This window comes from Ruegeria sp. ABV3_008 (assembly GCF_056161185.1).
Genome location: NZ_JBSWYP010000016.1, coordinates 1 through 18,030, shown reverse-complemented (window position 1 = coordinate 18,030; position 18,030 = coordinate 1). Strand labels below are relative to the sequence as shown.

General features: G+C 56.6%; 15 protein-coding genes. 5 read left to right on the top strand and 10 right to left on the bottom strand.

The annotated features are described in order from the left end of the window. The first annotated feature begins 27 nt into the window (after positions 1-27). Positions 28-492, top strand: a complete 465-nt coding sequence (locus tag ACXAH8_RS20815) for a GNAT family N-acetyltransferase (protein WP_475220467.1) — start codon at positions 28-30, stop codon at positions 490-492. Positions 493-752: 260 nt separating this feature from the next. Here the strand turns inward: ACXAH8_RS20815 and ACXAH8_RS20810 are convergent, their stop codons facing one another. The 9 genes from ACXAH8_RS20810 to iolG all read right to left on the bottom strand — a co-directional run bounded on the left by ACXAH8_RS20810 (position 753) and on the right by iolG (position 10,516). After that, on the bottom strand, positions 753-1,511 hold the full coding sequence (locus ACXAH8_RS20810; RefSeq protein ID WP_170468708.1) for an SDR family oxidoreductase: 759 nt from the start codon (positions 1,509-1,511) through the stop codon (positions 753-755). Further along, positions 1,508-2,314: a 5-deoxy-glucuronate isomerase gene (gene iolB, locus ACXAH8_RS20805; RefSeq protein ID WP_475220466.1), complete on the bottom strand. Its 807-nt coding sequence runs from the start codon at positions 2,312-2,314 to the stop codon at positions 1,508-1,510. The genes ACXAH8_RS20810 and iolB overlap by 4 nt, the downstream gene beginning before the upstream one ends. 47 nt (positions 2,315-2,361) lie before the next feature. After that, a complete protein-coding gene (locus ACXAH8_RS20800; protein ID WP_475220465.1) occupies positions 2,362-3,543 on the bottom strand; it encodes a phytanoyl-CoA dioxygenase family protein in 1,182 nt (393 codons plus the stop codon). A gap of 48 nt (positions 3,544-3,591) precedes the next feature. Next, on the bottom strand, positions 3,592-4,491 hold the full coding sequence (iolE, locus tag ACXAH8_RS20795) for a myo-inosose-2 dehydratase (RefSeq protein WP_475220464.1): 900 nt from the start codon (positions 4,489-4,491) through the stop codon (positions 3,592-3,594). Continuing rightward, positions 4,488-6,320, bottom strand: a complete 1,833-nt coding sequence (iolD, locus tag ACXAH8_RS20790) for a 3D-(3,5/4)-trihydroxycyclohexane-1,2-dione acylhydrolase (decyclizing) (protein WP_475220463.1) — start codon at positions 6,318-6,320, stop codon at positions 4,488-4,490. Before iolD ends, iolE begins: the two co-directional genes overlap by 4 nt. 89 nt (positions 6,321-6,409) lie before the next feature. Then, positions 6,410-7,228, bottom strand: a complete 819-nt coding sequence (locus ACXAH8_RS20785; protein WP_170678894.1) for an ATP-binding cassette domain-containing protein — start codon at positions 7,226-7,228, stop codon at positions 6,410-6,412. Between the two features lies 1 nt (position 7,229). Beyond that, positions 7,230-8,354: an ABC transporter permease gene (locus tag ACXAH8_RS20780; RefSeq protein WP_475220462.1), complete on the bottom strand. Its 1,125-nt coding sequence runs from the start codon at positions 8,352-8,354 to the stop codon at positions 7,230-7,232. A gap of 84 nt (positions 8,355-8,438) precedes the next feature. Continuing rightward, complete coding sequence (locus tag ACXAH8_RS20775; protein ID WP_170378787.1) at positions 8,439-9,380, bottom strand: sugar ABC transporter substrate-binding protein; 942 nt, start codon at positions 9,378-9,380, stop codon at positions 8,439-8,441. Between the two features lie 122 nt (positions 9,381-9,502). Further along, the gene (iolG, locus tag ACXAH8_RS20770) at positions 9,503-10,516 is read right to left on the bottom strand and encodes an inositol 2-dehydrogenase (RefSeq protein ID WP_475220461.1); all 1,014 of its coding nucleotides are present in this window, start codon (positions 10,514-10,516) and stop codon (positions 9,503-9,505) included. Positions 10,517-10,772: 256 nt separating this feature from the next. Between iolG and ACXAH8_RS20765 the strand changes: the two genes are divergently transcribed. Beyond that, complete coding sequence (locus ACXAH8_RS20765; protein WP_475220460.1) at positions 10,773-11,837, top strand: Hint domain-containing protein; 1,065 nt, start codon at positions 10,773-10,775, stop codon at positions 11,835-11,837. 705 nt (positions 11,838-12,542) lie between these two features. Here the strand turns inward: ACXAH8_RS20765 and ACXAH8_RS20760 are convergent. Then, on the bottom strand, positions 12,543-12,965 hold the full coding sequence (locus tag ACXAH8_RS20760; RefSeq protein ID WP_475220459.1) for a CAP domain-containing protein: 423 nt from the start codon (positions 12,963-12,965) through the stop codon (positions 12,543-12,545). A gap of 768 nt (positions 12,966-13,733) precedes the next feature. On the opposite strand from ACXAH8_RS20760, the gene ACXAH8_RS20755 reads away from it, so the two are divergent. The 3 genes from ACXAH8_RS20755 (at position 13,734) to ACXAH8_RS20745 (ending at position 17,783) form a co-directional block, all read left to right on the top strand. Further along, a complete protein-coding gene (locus ACXAH8_RS20755) occupies positions 13,734-14,417 on the top strand; it encodes an SOS response-associated peptidase (RefSeq protein WP_475220458.1) in 684 nt (227 codons plus the stop codon). Further along, positions 14,414-14,872: a putative molybdenum carrier protein gene (locus ACXAH8_RS20750; protein WP_475220457.1), complete on the top strand. Its 459-nt coding sequence runs from the start codon at positions 14,414-14,416 to the stop codon at positions 14,870-14,872. The genes ACXAH8_RS20755 and ACXAH8_RS20750 overlap by 4 nt, the downstream gene beginning before the upstream one ends. Positions 14,873-15,257: 385 nt before the next feature. Further along, positions 15,258-17,783, top strand: coding sequence for a cation:proton antiporter (locus ACXAH8_RS20745; protein ID WP_475220456.1), 2,526 nt, complete (start codon positions 15,258-15,260; stop codon positions 17,781-17,783). Positions 17,784-18,030 lie beyond the last annotated feature (247 nt).

The window sequence follows — 18,030 nt, the reverse complement described above, 5'->3', positions numbered from 1 at the left end:
CGTAAGCACTTCGAGCAAACCCGACCGATGGCAACAATTCTGGCGACTCAAAATCCGATCATACGCCCCGCGCAGGCGGCGGACGCCAATGCATTGGCGACCTGTATCGACGCGGCATATGAAAAATACGCCGAGCGCTTCTCCGATCTGCCTGCTGTTTCCGACGGATGCGCGCAAGACATTGCCGACAATCAGGTTTGGGTCGTCGTGCAAAGCAACGAGATCATAGCTGGTCTCGTTCTTGTCGCCGGTGATGGTTTCATAAAACTTGCGAACCTTGCGGTTCATCCCGACCATGTCGGTAAGGGTCTGGGACGTAAACTGATCGAACTTTCAGAGCGCGAAGCAAAACGGCTAAGATTCAGTGAAATGCGTCTGAATACCCACGTCGACATGCCCGAGAATGTTCGACTTTACCAGCACTTGGGGTGGGCTGAGGTTAGTCGAAGTGGCAACACAGTCTCGATGCGAAAACACGTGGCCAGTGACTGACTAGAGCGTGCTTGCCCTGATGGTTGCCGCAATGGCCCTAGCTGCGCTGGAAACAAGAAGCGGCCGTTCAAACGGAGTTCTTGATTGGCAGTTTTATCCGCCTCTCGTCATCCGATGGATTCGTTTTGAATGGCAGCCTTCTGCGAAGCTGCGCTCAGATGCCGAACTATCGGCCAAAAAAAGGTCAAGCCGGCGCTTCATTGATATTTCCAGCGACTGGAAAACAATTGCTTGGCCCATGCCGGACGATCAAACTAAGTCTAGATCGAGCCACCCTCGACCATGAAATTCCCGGCGCTGCACATGGCGGCGTCGTCCGAGGCCAGAAACACCACCATCCGCGCTACATAGACCGGGTCGATCGGGTCCGGCAGACATTGGCGGTCAACTTGTTTTGCCAGCGCCTCGGGCGTGACCCACAGGTCTTTCTGGCGCTGGGTCATGATCCAGCCGGGGACAACAGTGTTCACGCGGATCCGGTGATCCCCCAGCTCGCGCGCCATGGTCCGGGTCAGGCCATGCACTGCAGATTTGGCGGTGGCATAGGCAGGGAATCCTGCGCCGGCCTCCCACCAGGAATTCGACCCCAGATTGACGATGGAGCCTGCGCCCCGTTCGATCATTGCGGGGGCAACCGCCTGAATGGCAAAGAACATATGGCGGATATTGGTCGCCATGCGTTCATCCCAATAGTCCGAGGTAACCTCGCGCCAGTCATGTCGGTCATCTTGTGCCGCATTGTTGACCAGAACATGAGCGGGGCCCAGTTCCTCGGTCAGTTGCTCCAGCGCATCGCGCAGCGCATCGATATCGCGCAGATCGCATTGGGCAAAGGCATGCTCGCCTTCCAGCTCCGCAAGCAACTCATGGCCTGCATCCGCGTTGAGGTCCAGAAACCCCACCTTGGCCCCTTGTGCCGCAAAGGCGCGCACAGTTTCCGCGCCGATACCGCCAGCCCCGCCCGTTATGAAAACCGTCTTGCCGTTCAGGCTGGGAAAGGTGGCAAATTCTGGGGTCATCCGTCACGCTCCATGATCCACTCGACCTCGGGGGCCGCAACAAAGCGCCATTTCCGCAATGGTCCGGCCATGACGTTCAGATAATACATCTCAAACCCGTAGGGTGCTCCGCAAGGGTGATGGCCGCGCGGAACAGTCACAACATCGCCATCTGAGACCGCCATCGTTTCATCCAGCTGGCCGTCATCGGTATAGACGCGCTGAATTCCGAACCCGTTCGCCGGTTTGAGACGGTGGTAGTAGGTTTCCTCAAGGTAGGTGATACGCGGGAAGTCATCCTCATCATGGCGGTGACTGGGGTATGAGGACCAATGGCCGTTTGGGGTGAAGACCTCGGTCACCAGCAGGCTATCGGCGTAGTCTTCATTCTCCATCGCGATATTGTTGATATGGCGTGTATTCACGCCCTTGCCGCGCTGGGTCAGAGTAATGCCATCCGGCCCAATCCGACGGGCCTGATGCCCGCCTTTGCCGGGGGCCGAACAGACGGCGATGACGCAATCAGTTTCGGCCACGGCCTCCCATTCGGTGCCGTTGGGCAGGTAGAGGCAATGAGGCGGTGATTTCTCGAACACATTCATCCGGTCGCCCAGAACGCCCCAGTCCTGCCCGGCGCCGGTGATCTTCGCCTTGCCTTCGACCATGACCAGAATGACCTCACGATCTCCAGTGACCTCGGCCGCCTTGTCGCCCGCGCGCAGGTGGTAGAGGCCGAACCCGACATAACGCCACCCGGCGCTGGCCGGAGTGATGTCGTGGACCTTGCCACGGGTGCCGAATGGTTTCTTGAGCAAATCTGCCATGTTGGTCTCCGGTATTGGGCGGTCTATGCGACCGCCCGGTTCTTATTTCAGGCGGATTGCCGTGTGGTCAGCGCCGAAAGCGCATTCGATAGCTGCGCCTCGGACCACCCCTCGGCCACAGCTCGGCGCAGGATATCCGCCTGACTGTCCGGCGCATTCCCCCCGACCGGAGGGTCCGTGTCGAGATTGGTAGGAAAGGGATAGCCTTCGGCAGTTGCGGCGATCGCGGCCTCTAGCTTTGCACTGGTCAGGTCGCCACGTTGTTTCAAGGCGATGAGCGACGGAAACACCGCCTCGGACATCGCACGGCGATCCACGGCCTCCATCGCCCGACCAAAACTCGAGGACACTTGCAGCAGGTTTGCCATGCGATGAATGTCCGCGCTGCGGTTTTCGCCTGCCGCATGGAACAGCGCAGGGTTGAAGAACACGGCGTCACCCTTTTGCAACGGCACCTGCACATAGTTTTCCTCGAAATGCGTGCGGTGATCCGTGTCGTGGAAGGCGAGATATCCGGGCGCATAAAGCTGCGAGAACGGAAGCAGTTTGGTTGGGCCGGACTCCACCGGCATATCGCAATGCGCTACAGCGCCCTGCAACGTCAGAGCTGCCGTTAGAAAATGCGCATGCGCGGGATAGCGCGCTGCGCTGTCTGCCGTCTGAAACCCAAGATGATAGTCACGATGCGCTTGCTGTGCCTGCCCGCCGGGACGCACCTGGTTGATCTGCGCCGTGACTTGATAGTTCGGGCCAAGCCAAGCCTCACACGCGGCGGCAATTGAGGTGTTTCCGAAATAAAGCGTAAAGCCCTCGGGATCGCGCAGGCACTGTTTCTGTAACGCGTTCCAGATCCGGTCATTGGCCCCAGAGGCCGCAAAGTGGTCGCCCTCACCCCCGCCGCCCTGACGTTCGTCTTCGATGATCTGGCGGAAAACATCTGTGGCCCGGTCAATCACACTTGTATCCGGATATGCCTGTTTCAGGGCGATGACCCCTGCAGACTTGGCAAGTACCCAAGCCCATTCGGCCAGCAAAGCCTGCCGCTTGTCTGCTTGCCCTAGCACCGGTCGCAAAGCCTGCATGTCATAGACGGGCACATTGTTTTCCACGGACGCAGCAAATGGCACCGCGTCCGCCGAAAGGGCCTGCGAGGTCAACACCTTGAATTCATCCAGATCACAGGATTCCCGGTCAAAATAGCCGACATATCCGAGTTCTTGATTTACCATGACTTTCTCCTTTCTCATGGCTTCGGTGTTGCCCCTTGGGGCGGTGTGCTAAGCGGTGATCTCCAATCCTGCCTTGCCGCAGACGTCTACGATGTGGTCGTAGCCTTTTTTGGAGTACTCATAGGGCGGCGCTTTGGCTGGGTCCTGTTCTGCCTCAACGACGATCCAGCCGTCATAATCCATCGCTTTCAGCGCATTTGCGACCGCTTGGAAATCAATGCAGCCGTCACTGGGCACCGTGAACGCGCCTGCAATCACGGCGTCCAGGAAACTGCGGTTGTTTTCCCGCACGTCCTGTACGATGGCAGGGCGAATATCCTTAAAATGCACGTGATGCACGCGGTCGCCCCAACGGTTCAGGGTCGCCATCACGTCACCTCCGCCAAACAGCAAGTGACCGGTGTCAAAACACAGCTTCACCTCGGGGCCTGAGCCCTCCATCAACCAGTTCACGTCATCTTCGCTTTCAATGATCGTGCCCATGTGGTGGTGATAGGCCATTGGCATGCCCTGATCACCCATCCATTTTGCCAGTTCGGTCAGCTTGGCCGCATAGGACAGCACCTCATCCTTTGACAGTTTCGGACGGTCATTGACCGGCGTCCCGATCTGGCCCTGAACAGTGTTGGAGCATTCGGCGTAAACGATACACGGGCTGTTCAGGGCCACGAACTGTTCAACCTGTTCCCGTACCGCGTCTTGTTCCGACGCGAAGTCATTGACCAGCGAGGCACCGGAACACCAGCCACCACAGAGCGCGATATCGTTGCCCTCAAGGTAGGCGCGAAGCCCCTCAGTATCGCTGGGCATCCGCTGGCCCCGTTCGACGCCGGTGTAACCAATCTGACGCGACTCCTGCAGCGCTTGTTCCATTGTGTATGCGGCGGTCAGGTCCGGCAGATCGTCATTCTGCCACGCGATCGGAGAGATCCCGATTTTCACGCTCATTTCGTGTTTCTTTCCTTGATGGCAACCTCATAGGCCGCGCGTTTTTCGTTCACTTCGGGGCGGGTGCTGACTTCGGGCACCGCGACTTCCCACCATGTGCCGCCATATTCGGTCGAGGGGTAAGGATCGGTGTCGATGACCACCACGTAAGGCCCTGTGATGTCACCGCGTTTGGCCAGCGCGTCCTCAAGCTCGGCAATCGAGCTGACCTTGACTGAGGTCGCCCCCATCGCCGCTGCATGTGCCGCGAAATCAATGTTCGAGGCGGTTTCGTGGACAGTGTGATCCAGCAGGTTGTTAAACTCGGCCCCGCCGGTGCCCATTTGCAGCCGGTTGATGCAACCAAAGCCCCGGTTGTCGGTGATCACAACGGTGAAGGACACGCCCATCATCGCTGCCGTCGCCATTTCCGAGTTCGCCATCATGTAGGTGCCGTCGCCCGTAAAGCAGATCACGTCGCGATCCGGTTGGGCCATCTTGATGCCCATGGCGCCTGCGATCTCATAGCCCATGCAGCTGAACCCGTATTCCATGTGATAAGCCCCGGGCCGCGGCGCTTTCCACAGCTTGTGAAGCTCACCCGGCATTGTGCCAGCGGCGCACATCACCACCGTATCGTCACGCGAGGCGCGCTGAACCGCGCCGACCACCTGCATGTCGGTGGGCAGGGCGTTCCCGTCCCCCGGTGCGTCGGTCAACGCGTCAACCTTGCCAAACCAATCCGCTTTGAGAGTGTCCGCCACAGGATCAGCATTGTAGCCCTGCAACGCCGCGCCCAGCTTCTGCAAGCCTACACGCGCATCGGATTGCAACGGCATCGCGCCGTGTTTCTCAGCATCATAGGCGGCCGTGTTGAGGCAGATCATCTCGCGCGCGGGGTTTGAAAACAGGCCCCACGAGCCGGTCGTGAAATCCTGCAGGCGCGTTCCAACGGCCAGCACCAGATCGGCCTCGGCGCAGATGTCATTGGCGGGCTCGCCGCCCGTCACACCAATCGGACCCAGGTTCAGGGGATGATCCCAAGCCAAAGCGGATTTTCCGGCCTGCGTTTCTGTGATTGGGATATTGTGTGTCTCAGCAAAGCTCTGCAGCGCATCCGTTGCGTCCGAATAGTGCACCCCACCGCCCGCAACAATAACCGGACGTTTGGCCACTGAAATCGCGGCCACAGCGCGCGCCAGCTCGCCTTCGTCCGGGCGAATACGGCGTTGGAACCATACGCGCGGTTCAAAGAAGCTTTCGGGATAGTCATAGGCCTCGGCCTGCACGTCCTGACAGAAAGCCAAAGTGACCGGCCCGCAATCCGCCGGATCCGTCATCGTGCGGAAAGCACGCGGCAGAGCGGTCAGCAGATGCTCGGGGCGCGAAATACGGTCATAGTAGCGGCTGACCGGGCGGAAACAGTCATTTGCGCTGATGGTGCCATCGCCAAAACTCTCGATCTGTTGCAACACCGGGTCCGGCCCGCGCGAGGCGAAGACGTCGCCCGGCAGCAGAAGAACCGGCAGGCGGTTCACATGGGCCAGCGCAGCAGCGGTGACCATATTGGTCGCGCCCGGCCCGATGGACGAGGTCACCGCCATCGCCCGTGTGCGCCGCATCTGTTTGGCATATGCAATCGCGCAATGCGCCATCGTCTGTTCATTGTGGCCGCGATAGGTGGGCAGCGTGTCTTTGGCACCATGCAGCGCCTCACCCAGCCCGGCCACGTTTCCGTGGCCGAAAATGGCCCAGACACCTGCGATAAAAGGCTCTCCGGCCTCATTCATCTGGGCACCCAGATAGCGCACCAAAGCTTGCGCTGCGGTCAGTCGGACGGTCTTGCCCATTGTGATCCCTTTCAACACAAGGCCATTCCGGCCAGTTCTGCGATTTCGTTGGATGTCGGACCGAATGGTCCCGTTTTGGGGGAACGGCGTTAAACCGTTCCGCCCAGTGACCCTTCCAATTGGGCCAATTCCTGCCCTCCAGCCATCAGGTCCTGTAATTCTTCAGGTGTGATCTCACCGCGTCTTGCGGTGCCCAGCGTTTTGCCCCGGTTCAGCACTGTAAAACGGTCGCCGACGGCCAGCGCGTGGCGCACGTTGTGGCTGATGAAAACCACGCCAACGCCTTGGCTGCGCACCTTGTCGATGGTCGCCAGCACGTTCGAAGTTTGCCGCACCCCAAGGGCCGAGGTCGGCTCGTCCAAAATCAGGATCTTTGCACCAAAATGTACTGCGCGCGCAATCGCCACTGTTTGGCGCTCCCCCCCCGACAGGGTGCCCACAGCCTGATCCGGGCCACGCAGGTTGATGCCCATCTTGCGCATCTCTTCCATAGTGATCTCGTCAGCCAGCTTCTTGTCGAAGAAGCTGATTCCGGCCACTTTGCGCGTTGGTTCGTTGCCCATGAAGAAATTGCGGCTGACACTCATCAGCGGAATCATGGCCAAATGCTGATGCACTGTTGCGATCCCCGCTGAAATAGCATCGCGCGGGTCTTCAAAATGCATCGGCTTGTCTTCGAAGAAAATCTCGCCCGAAGTTGGTTTGTGAACGCCCGACATCGTCTTAATGAACGTCGATTTGCCTGCACCATTGTCGCCGAGAAGACAGTGGCATTCCCCCGGTTTAAGATCAAAGCTGACGCCTGCCAGCGCAATCACCGAGCCGAAGTGTTTCTGGATGTCGACCATTCGAATGATCGGCTTGCTATCCTGCACGTCCCCGTGGTGGAACTTGGTATCGTCAGTCATCTCAGTGTTCTCCTGTGATGATGCGGCGGATATAGGTGTTCAGGATTACGGCACCCAACAGGATGATCCCCAAGAAAACCCTAAACAATGAGCTTTCTACGCCGGCAAAGAACAGCCCCTGCTGTACCACGCCAAAAATCAAAGCGCCCAAAGCAGCCCCCAGAACCGAGCCATATCCGCCGGTCAGCAGCGCGCCGCCAATTACAACCGCAATAATCGCTTCAAACTCCTTAAGCAAACCACGGTCCGCGCCAGCCGAGCCGAACTCCATAACCTGACAAGTTGCGAAGACCGTGGCGCAGAAGGCGGTGAACATGAACATCAGTATTTTGACTTTGTTCACTGGCACGCCTGAATTCCGCGCTGCCTCGGCGTCGCCACCCGCTGCGAAAATCCAGTTACCAAACTTGGTTTTGGTAAGCAGCACGTGACCAAAAATAATGATACCAATGGCCCAGACAATCAGCATGGGAATACCGTCAACAACAGGCTGACCCGCGCGCGTTCCACGCTCGAACGTTTCGATCAAGCCGTTTTCGCCAAGCCAACTGAAGAACCCTTGTCCGACTTTGCCACCGAAGATCGATGCCAGCCAGTCACCTTCCGCGACGTCTTTGATGCCGCCAATGATCGTCTTCCGCTCAATGGTTTGCGGCAGATAAATGGTGAAGCCGCGCAGGATAAACAGAAAGGCCAAAGTCACGATAAAGCTGGGCAGGCCAGTTCGCACCACGATAAAACCGTTCAAGGCCCCAATCGACACACAGAGCGCAAACGTCACAATGATAGCCATCCACACGGGCCAGCTGAGTGTGACTGAGAAGATCGCGATCATCATCCCGGCAAAGCCGATCATCGAACCGACCGATAAGTCAAATTCGCCTGCGATCATGAGCAGGCACGCCCCTACGGCAATGATCATGAACTGCGCCGAAACGATCGACCAGTTCAGCACACCCTGACTGGTGAACATGCCACTATCGAATGCAAACAACAGAAAAAACGTAAATACGGCGACGGTGCCGACAATTCCACCCAGCTCAGGGCGGATCAGAGCACGGCGCAGCGGCGAGATCTCTTTGATCCGTTCATCTTCTACTGTCGTGGATTGAGCTGACTCAGACATTGTGGTCCTCCCCTCGCGGGTGATCCAGGAAAAATGGAAGTAGGTTTGAGCGGGCGCCCTAGCACGCCCGCTCAGCTAGGAAGATCAGCGGTATTCACCCGCGAATTCTTCGATTTTCTCCAGACCGTCAGCAGTCACGAAACCGGGGCCAGAGTTGATGTTGTTGCCTGGCAGAACGCCGTAACGGTGGTAGTTAGTGAGAACAACAACCGGCAGGTAGGCCTGCAGGAACGGCTGCTGGTCGATTCCCCACTGAATGGTACCGTCCTTGATGGCTTTGACAATCTCGCCACCCAGATCAAACGTGCCGAAGTAAATGTCACCGGCCATGCCGTTCTCTTGCAGCGCCAAGATGGTTGGGTCGGCAGAGGTGGGGCCTAGCGTCAAAACAGCGTCCGTCTCCGGGTTAGCAGACAGGTAGGCCAGAACGCGGTTCTTGATCTCAGCCGGATCCTGTCCCGCGTCGATCATCTGTTCACCAAGTTCGATACCCAGTCCGTCCGCGAAGCCCTGGCACCGCTCTTGGCTGGATGGCTGGACGATATAGTGGTTGACACAAAGGAAAGAGCCAATGCCGTCACCTTTCGCCCGAAGACCAGCCGCATAGCCAGCGTCATATTCGGGTTGCCCAACATACATCAGGGCGCCAACTTCGCGTGCCTTATCGGGTGTCCCAGTGTTCATAATGATCACGTCGATCCCGGAATCTACAGCAGCTTTGATCGGGCCTTCGAGAATATCCGGGTCAGCCAACGTAGTGATGATACCATTCGGACCGGAGGCCGCAGCCTGATCGATGATGCGCGCCATATCCGCAAGGTCACCAGTGGGCGGGTTGCGATATTCCACCTCGACACCCATCTGCTCACCCGCCAAAGCGATACCGTTCTTGATCGTGTTCCACCAGCTGTCACTGTCAGGGGCATGGCTGACCAGGATGTACTTTTCGCCTTCAGCCGCGGCACCGCTTGCCGCCGCCACCGCGACAGCACTGGCCATCAGTACGCGTTTCACAAACTTGTTCATTTGGTTTCCTCCCATAAAACCGTCTGTTTTCGTCCTAGGCTATCAGCCCCATTTAATCGGTTGGGCCGAATCTGTATTGCCCGGGTCTGTATCCGAGCTGTTTTCAGTTTGAAGAAATTCAATCATTTTGCAACCGGTTTCAAAACTTCAGCCAGATGAACTGGCCTACCCGACTGCGCCGACATCGTTGCCGCCTCGGCCATGGCGAGGGCTGCAACCCCATCTTCCAGCGACACTGAAACCTGCGCGCCCGAGGCGGCGGCCTCCACAAAAGCGGCCCATTCCGCCTGATAGGCGGGCATGTAGCGTTCCAGAAAGAAATAGGTCGGTTTGGCCCCGACAACGCCGGCGGAGGTCGATTTGATAACCGTGTTTTCCAGCATGTTCTGCGCCTGCAGAAGACCTTCGGAACCCAGCAGCTCAACCCGCTGATCGTAACCATAGGTCGCACGGCGTGAATTCTTGATGGCCGCGATACGACCATCCGCGTAAGTCATTGTGACAACGGCGGTATCCACGTCTCCGGCCGCGCCGATTTCCGGGTCGACGATCGACGAGCCGACAGCGGAAATCGTCTTCGGGACCCCTCCCATCAAGAAATTCGCCATGTCGAAATCGTGGATCATCATATCCCGGAACAGGCCACCCGAAACCTTGACATAGCTCACCGGCGGCGGTGCCGGGTCAAACGAGGTGATGGACAACAGTTCAGCCTTGCCGATCTCGCCTGCATCCACAGCCGCTTTCAATGCCGAGAAGCTGGGATCAAACCGACGGTTGAAGCCGATCATCACGGGCTGACCATGAGCTGCGACCGACTGCTGGCAGGAAATGGCCCGCTGAAGATCCAGATCCACGGGTTTTTCACACAAAACTGCTTTGCCTGCCGCTGTTGCGGCTTCGATCAGGTCTGAATGCGTGTCTGTCGGCGTCGCGATCAGCACTGCGTCGATTTCAGGGTCAGCTATGATAAGGTCCGAGGTTCGAACCTCGGCGCCGTGGTCTTTGGCCAGATCCTCGGCCGCCTGAGCCATGGCATCCGAGACCGCGCATAACACACTGCCTGGATGGGCTGATATCGCCCGCGCATGCACCCGCCCGATCCGACCGGCGCCCAGCAATCCAACCTTCAACATCCAAACCCTCGAATCCTGTTCTGTGGCGCAACAATGGATTTTTTTGCAACCGGTTGCAATAGTTTTATCATCGGTCCTCCGATCAAGGTCTGCGGGCGATGCAGTCGGCACCTCAACAACAATTGAATGCGCGAAGCCTCAATAAGCCTGACGCTCAAGATGACGTGAATTGGTCGGGGTCGAGAACCACCCTAGGGTGCGCCGCAAATGGTCTGTGCAGGCCGTTCAAAGCAACAGCAATCATGACGGGTACTAGATGGTTCTGCGTAGTTTCTTTTCAGTCGACAGCGAAAACATGCTGGTAACGTCCAGCCCCAGCGCGGGGATTGTAGGCACGCCAATCCGCAACAACTCGGACACACCGAACGGTACTATTTTCCAATATACGGCGGGCGGCGGAACCACGGTCACTGTAGATGACACCTCGGGCAATCCGGATGTGTTCGAAGATGATCAGGCCTTTGGCCACACCGTCACCGATGGTGGCGGCATCGTGGCCAATGGTACTCCTGTGGAATCCGAATCCTTCATCGACATTCGGCAGCTTGACGAAAACGGTCTAGAAACCGGACCTGTCATCCGGCTGTATGTCTTTTCGCAAAACGGCGTGACCTCGGATGTCTGGGGCTTTGCGGCCTCGGAGCGGCTGATAGATGGGGCCTCCTACGTCAAGGTTGCGGGATCGAATGCAGGATCATCGCTGTATTCGGACTATGTGGCTTGCTTTGCTGACGGTACATTGATCGAAACAGCCGACGGCCCGGTTCCCGTGCAGCAGATTCACGTAGGTCAGCAGGTCTGGACACGGGACAACGGCCTGCAGCCCGTTCTGTGGGTCGGGAGCACATCCGTCCCGGCAACCGGGCGCTTTGCCCCTGTGGTCTTTGCCCCCAATACGCTGGGGAACCCGCGCGAACTTGTCGTCTCGCAGCGGCACCGGATGATGATCGACACCAATGTGGCCGAGCTTCTGTTTGGAGCGCCACGCGCATTGGTGGCGGCCAAGTTCCTATGCGGCATGGGGGGTGTATCGATTCGTGAAGGCGGGCATGTCAGCTACTGGCACATCATGTTCGATCAGCATCAGATCGTCAGATCTGAAGGCGTCCTCAGCGAGAGTTTTTTCGTAACCCCGAACTCGATCGGAGCGCTGGACTACCCGCAGCGTTTTGAAATACTGTCACTTTTCCCCGAGCTACGAGTAAATCCCGACGCTTATGGGCCGACGGCTGCACCCATTCTGAAACCACATGAAGCGGCTGTTCTCAGGTCGCATCTATCGCGTTTGAACACCACAGGATCCCGCGTAGCGGCGCAGTAACTACGGGAATCCCCCAATTTCGCGCGCCGCACGCATTTGTTAATTATTGGTTACTGATTTACCTACCACTCAGTAACCCTCTTAAGAAGGGCTGGCGCGACCCCCTCAGCCAGCCCTTCTGACCCCTCCCCGCCAAGGCGAATAACTGATCGGACAAGCCGCGTGGTTTTCTTGGGTGATATGGCGATCCCTGAAGGACTCGAGGGCGCACGAAGAAACCGGGGAAGGCGGTGAACCACGGCTGGCTTACATCATGAAAGGCCCCCAGGCCGGTGGGCAATTGTCAAGAAACGAGAATGAAACGCGGGAAGAATTCAAAGACCGAGTGGAGCGGGTCGCGGAGCGCATTGAATGAGCATTAAATTTAGACTGGGAAAGCTTGAAAGGGTGTCATTCAGCGGTGAAGCCGACTGGTGCCCCGTATTTGAAACTGACGTCTCCGGTTAGCTAGTCGCTAGCGAGTTTCCGGAAGTTGGATTTGCACGGCTGGTCCGCGAAAAAGGTGAAACAAGCGAAGATTTTCGCAACCGGGTCTATCTGGAGACTTCCAGAGCCACTGCATCCTGTTCCGACGGGGTTCATCGAAGGCTTACAATGGAAACTTGGGAGGGTTGCCTGAAGGTACTGGAGCGCGAGATAGCTGAACAAGACCCGATGCTATTGGCCCAACTGATAGAAAATGGAGAACTACATTTCCCACCCAAACTATCGACACTGCGCAGCTAGAACCATCACCCATGTTCGATCCGCCGCCTTATAGAGCGCGAACTCCTTAGCCTTGCGTGACAGCATATTGGCTCGATGTCCCCGCGACTGCGCCCAAGCTGACTTCACTGCCTCCAGACTGCTCTGCCCTTTGGCGATGTTTTCAGCCACAAAACACCATTGATAGCCCGCCCTGTTCACCCGCTCGCCCACGTCTGACCCTTTTGAACCGGTATGTGAAAAGAAACCCTTCCTCACCATGTCCTCGGCATGGGACTTGGCGGCTTGTTCCAATTGCAGACTGTAGCTGAGTGCTGGACGACCTTTGCTTTTGCGGTACTCATTCAGCTCGTTCGTTGCCAAAGCGTTTGCTGCAAGAGCCGTAGGGACCAAAAACACCCAGACATACAGTAGGCGTAGCATCTTATGCCTGCCCGGATCGGTCTAACTTGTTCAGTTCGGGGTTTCTAAAAACCATAGGGCGCGCATTCAGGTCTCGTTGAGCCAAGGCATTTGTAACATAGACTCAGTGTGCGCTGAAGGTCCCTATCTTTCGGGGAAGGTACGACGCGCCGAACTCGTACCCCCTCATTTACAATCGCAAACCCCATTCAAGACGCGCCGCACTTACCCACTATCGAATCTGAATGTTTGAATTGTGACAGTTTGGTGAAAGAGGCATGGGAAGTTTGCTAACGTCACGGAAGGCACGTCAATGCTATCGTGGTTACTTGAGGGCTTCGTTGGGTGACACGCCGAACCAATTAACCCCCTCAAATCCAGTCGGAAAAACCAGAACGTTCTAAATTACAAGCATGTCACCCACGGTCAAAGGATCGCATTGTGGCGAAATTATGTCCACGATTCATTGTGAAACTTTCCGTTTCGGACCCAGAAACAAATCGTTTCGTCTTAAAACTGGGCGATACGGGGTTTCCCAAATATTAACCAAACAGCTTTGGTGTCACAGTAAGTCAGACTACACACACCACCACTCACTCACGGGTGAAGATAAAGGGTTGGTCCTTACCCCCCTCGACCAAACCCTCACATCACTAACACCCCCAGACTTCGAAAGACAAACGGCTTAAACGGACATTGGTATTTTGCTTCGATCCACTTGCTGGTTCTAGGAAAAGCCAAGACGTGCAACCTTGTCCAATTCTGGTCTTGTGCGTAGCTTTTGAAGCCATGTGCAACCTCTACTCCAACGCTATCCCCGCCAAGGCGATGCGCCAACTGTTTGACGTGACCGTTGAACGTGACAGGCTCGGGAATGCGGAACCATTACCAGCCATCTACCCAAAGCACTTAGCCTCTGTGGTTGGGAAAGGCGACGAAGGTAAGCGTGAGCTGGTCTCGCTGAGTTGGGGATTTCGTACGACAAAGAAGTCAAAGAAAACCGGTGCTATTATCCAACCGTGTGCCTGGAATAACGCACGTGATGACAAGGTGCGCTCAAACGGCTTGTGGAAACAGAGCTTTGAGGAGCGGCGTTGCCTCGTTCCGGTTGGTTCGTTCTGTGAGGCCCAAGGAAGAAACCCTGCCACCTACCACTGGTTCGCCCTGAAGGGCGATGAAGACCGCCCGCCACTCGCATTTGCGGGTATGTGGCAAACCTCGCGGTACCAGGGCAATGAAGGGCCCGAGGAGGTTGAAACCTACACCGTCATCACCACGACGGCCAATGAACTGGTAAAGCCCATACACCCGCAGAGAATGCCCGCCATCCTCAAGCCAGAGGACTATGAGCAATGGATGGATGGCAACGCGGATGACGCATTCGAACTGCTGGAGCCCTTAAATTCGAACGAAACGCAAATTGTTCGGTCTGGCGAAGGTGAGAAGTCGGATCCAGCAGGAAGGTTACCGTGAAAATCGTATCGGGTGGGCAAACTGGCGTAGACTTGGCTGCACTTGAGTTCGCTATCCAACGCGGTTTGAGCTACGGCGGCTGGGTTCCCAAAGGTCGAATCAACGAAGCTGGGCGCATTTCCAAACGATACTTAGGGTTGACGGAGGCACCGTCGGCTGAACCAGACGTCAGAACCCGACTCAACGTCATTTCAAGCGACGCTACGCTTATTCTAACTGATGGATCAGAAAGCCCCGGTACAAACTATACTCATCAAGTCGCAATTGAGGTAGGAAAACCGGTTATGCGTATCGCGCTTGCAGATAAAAACCGTCTGGAAGCTGAGCGGGTTCGGCAATGGGTCTCATCGATCAAGCCTTCGGTTCTCAACGTTGCCGGACCACGTGAATCTGAGGCACCTGGCCTATATTCAAAGGCGTTTGCTTTCCTGAGCGATGCTCTTTTGACCACCTAGGCCAGTTTCTCGCACTTCCAAAGTCTTTGAAGGACCGACTGGTAAACCCGACGGTTTTGACAACTCCTCCGGTCCTATGACCGGAAAGTTCGCAAAGCGGTCACTGGCGCATTGCGCAGCGAACGACTGTTCCGAGCCCAAATTGACTGATGCTGCGCGAAGCTTCAATGACAGCAATGCGCAGAAACCGGACTTTGCAAAGCGCAGGGTCGACATAGCTCAGCGGTTCACTCACAAAGCTAGTGTCAAAGAGCGGTCCGCAATTGCAAACATTCTTTGCAACTGCGCAATCTGGGTGTTTGCGAGCTATCACAGTGCTTCCACAAAGCCGATCCGGTTGGAGAGGCGAATTCCCTTAGTTCGAGTTCTCAGGTAATACGTAGTAATGGACATTGTCGTCATTACGACCATCATCACTTCTTTTTTTGTTGTAATCGGCGTGGCGGAACCATTGGCTGCACGTATGCGCCTGCCTTACAGCGTTATCCTAGCGGTCCTTGGGATAGTGATCGGACTTGGCGCAACGTTCTTTCTCAACACTGACTTGACGGATGCACTGAACCCGGGAGCGCAGGCGATTATTGATTTGCCGATCCGGTCGGACGTCTTCCTCTATGTTTTCCTGCCAACGTTGCTCTTCCAGGCGACACTTGGCATGAACCTGCGCAGGATGCTGGATGACTGGATGCCCATCCTGATGATGGCCGTTGTGGCGGTGATTGTGGCTACCCTCTCTATTGGTTATGCGCTCAGTTGGGTCAGTGCGCTACCGCTGGTCGCCTGCCTGTTGATTGGTGCTATCGTATCGACAACTGATCCCTCGGCGGTTGTCAGCATTTTTAGGTCAATCTCCGCACCACGCAGGTTGTCGCGAATAATCGAGGGTGAAAGCCTCCTGAACGATGCTGCCGCGATTGCTCTTTTTGGGCTATTCATGAGCTTTGTGATGCTCGGGAGACCTGATCCGTCGCTAAGTGACGCCTTGGGGCAGTTTCCGCTGTTGATCGTCGGCGGAGCACTTACGGGTTGGCTGATGGCGCGGGTTGCGGTTTGGTTGATGGCTTTCGTAGACCGTTGGGAGAAGGCGCAAATTTCAATTTCTGTCGCGCTACCGTACCTCGCCTATATCGTTGCGGAACAAAGCGTCGGGGCTTCGGGTGTTATCGCAGTGGTGGTTACAGGACTAACGCTCAACCTCACCGGCCCCGGTCGTTTGTCACCGATCGCATGGACAAATCTGCAAGAAGTATGGGATCTCCTGGCGCACTGGGCCGGAGCGCTGATCTTTATCCTTGCAGCATTGTTGATACCGCGACTTTTGGAAGGGGTGCAGCCGTCTGACTTTGGCCTGCTGGCAGTGGTGGTTCTTGCTGCAACACTGGCGCGGGCGGCGGTTCTGTTCGGCTTGTTGCCCTTGCTCACGACAATCGGTCTGTCGCCAGTTGTGGAGCGCCCCTATCGCACCGCAATGCTTTGGGGTGGGCTGCGGGGCGCTGTGACTTTGGCATTGGCACTGGCAGTCACTGAAAGCACTCAAGTGCCGCTCGAAACCAAGCGTCTGGTCGGTATTTTGGCCACTGGCTTTACGCTGTTTACACTGATTGTCCAAGGGACAACCTTGCGAACGGTAATCACAAAGCTAGGGCTCGACGAACTCACTCCGCTTGATACGGCATTGTCGCGCCAGGTGGTAGCAGTCGCCTTGCAGTCAGTCCGCGAGGATGTGTCCCGCACCGCGGAAAACTACGACCTGACCCACCAAATTGTAAGAAACGAAGCCAAGCAATTTAGCGAACGCCTCGACGAGGCTGTAAAGGCCGCCGAGGACAGCGCGGAAATCCTTGATCGCGACCGTATCACGCTTGGCCTTATTGCGTTGGCCGGTGCAGAGCGGGATTCAGTTTTGGCCCGAATGCGAGAGCGCACCATGTCATCCGTTCTCAGCGAAAAAATTCTGTCAGACGCGGATCGGCTCATTGAAGGCGCAAGGACCGGTGGGCGGATCGGCTATCAGCGCGCGTCCAATCGATCTGTCGTCTATGGCAAGTCTTTTCGGATCGCTGTGTTCCTGCACAACCGCCTACGAATCTCGTTTCCGCTCACTCGTATAACAGCGGACAGGTTCGAAAGACTGCTCATGCAACGTCTGATCCTTCGAGATCTCGATGGGTTTGTCCGTGGTCGCATACGCCGGATCCACGGTCGCCGGGTTGCGGAGTTGCTAGACGACCTGTTGGAGCGCCGATCCGAGGCGGTTGAGACAGCGCTTGAAGGATTACGGCTCCAATATCCAGGTTATGCGGAAAAGCTGGAGCGGCGGTTCATCCGAAGGACGGCATTGCGACTGGAGGAGCGAGAATACGCGGTCATGCGCGAGGATGGCCTGGTAGGCGAAGAGCTCTATTCAGTGTTGATGCAGGAAGTGGCGGCACGACGTGCTTTGTCCGAAGGGCGTCCTGTACTGGACATCGCCCTGAAGGGCCGGGATCTGGTCAGGCAGTTTCCACTATTCTCTGATCTCGACAAAGCTTCACTGCGAAAACTCAGTAGAGCGCTGCGTACCCGCTATGCAAACGCGGGCGACACGATCCTTTCCAAAGATGAATTGACCCGGAGTGTGTTTTTCATCGCTTCTGGAGCAGTCGAAGTGGAGTTCGGTAGACATACCACGCGGTTAGGCCGTGGCGAAATGTTTGGGCAATTGGCCATGTTAATGAAACGGCCCCGTCGCGTGAACGTGCGGGTGCTGGCACCCTCGACATTGCTTGTGCTCGACGAAGCACGTTTCCGGAGATTGCTCCGGAGGAGTGAAGCGATGCGGAACTCTGTCAAGATGAGCGCCAGCAAACGCATGATCGACCCTGCGGTGTTGGACCTGGACGAGGACGAAGGTTCGCCTGATCAAGTATAGCTGAAATGAAAGGTCATCAATTGGAAAGGAACCGCTACAAGAGTTCTTTTCATTCGTGGAAGTGCGATGTCCGCTTTGGGCTGATTGCGGTCCTTTCGAGCAAGAATGCGGATGGCTGCAAAGTCCGCTTAGCAGTCGTCCACACCGAGTGCAGCGAACGACTGCTTCGAGCCCAAAGCAGACGTCCAACTTTGGAATGAAGTGATTTAGTTGTACCATGGAATGCGTCAGCAAGTCGGAGGAAGCT

Bases quoted from the DNA above. Each gene is read 5' to 3' on its own strand.
- ACXAH8_RS20815 (WP_475220467.1), top strand. From the start codon at position 28: ATGGCAACAATTCTGGCGACTCAAAATCCGATCATACGCCCCGCGCAG.
- ACXAH8_RS20810 (WP_170468708.1), bottom strand. From the start codon at position 1,511: ATGACCCCAGAATTTGCCACCTTTCCCAGCCTGAACGGCAAGACGGTT.
- iolB (WP_475220466.1), bottom strand. From the start codon at position 2,314: ATGGCAGATTTGCTCAAGAAACCATTCGGCACCCGTGGCAAGGTCCAC.
- ACXAH8_RS20800 (WP_475220465.1), bottom strand. From the start codon at position 3,543: ATGGTAAATCAAGAACTCGGATATGTCGGCTATTTTGACCGGGAATCC.
- iolE (WP_475220464.1), bottom strand. From the start codon at position 4,491: ATGAGCGTGAAAATCGGGATCTCTCCGATCGCGTGGCAGAATGACGAT.
- iolD (WP_475220463.1), bottom strand. From the start codon at position 6,320: ATGGGCAAGACCGTCCGACTGACCGCAGCGCAAGCTTTGGTGCGCTAT.
- ACXAH8_RS20785 (WP_170678894.1), bottom strand. From the start codon at position 7,228: ATGACTGACGATACCAAGTTCCACCACGGGGACGTGCAGGATAGCAAG.
- ACXAH8_RS20780 (WP_475220462.1), bottom strand. From the start codon at position 8,354: ATGTCTGAGTCAGCTCAATCCACGACAGTAGAAGATGAACGGATCAAA.
- ACXAH8_RS20775 (WP_170378787.1), bottom strand. From the start codon at position 9,380: ATGAACAAGTTTGTGAAACGCGTACTGATGGCCAGTGCTGTCGCGGTG.
- iolG (WP_475220461.1), bottom strand. From the start codon at position 10,516: ATGTTGAAGGTTGGATTGCTGGGCGCCGGTCGGATCGGGCGGGTGCAT.
- ACXAH8_RS20765 (WP_475220460.1), top strand. From the start codon at position 10,773: ATGGTTCTGCGTAGTTTCTTTTCAGTCGACAGCGAAAACATGCTGGTA.
- ACXAH8_RS20760 (WP_475220459.1), bottom strand. From the start codon at position 12,965: ATGCTACGCCTACTGTATGTCTGGGTGTTTTTGGTCCCTACGGCTCTT.
- ACXAH8_RS20755 (WP_475220458.1), top strand. From the start codon at position 13,734: ATGTGCAACCTCTACTCCAACGCTATCCCCGCCAAGGCGATGCGCCAA.
- ACXAH8_RS20745 (WP_475220456.1), top strand. From the start codon at position 15,258: ATGGACATTGTCGTCATTACGACCATCATCACTTCTTTTTTTGTTGTA.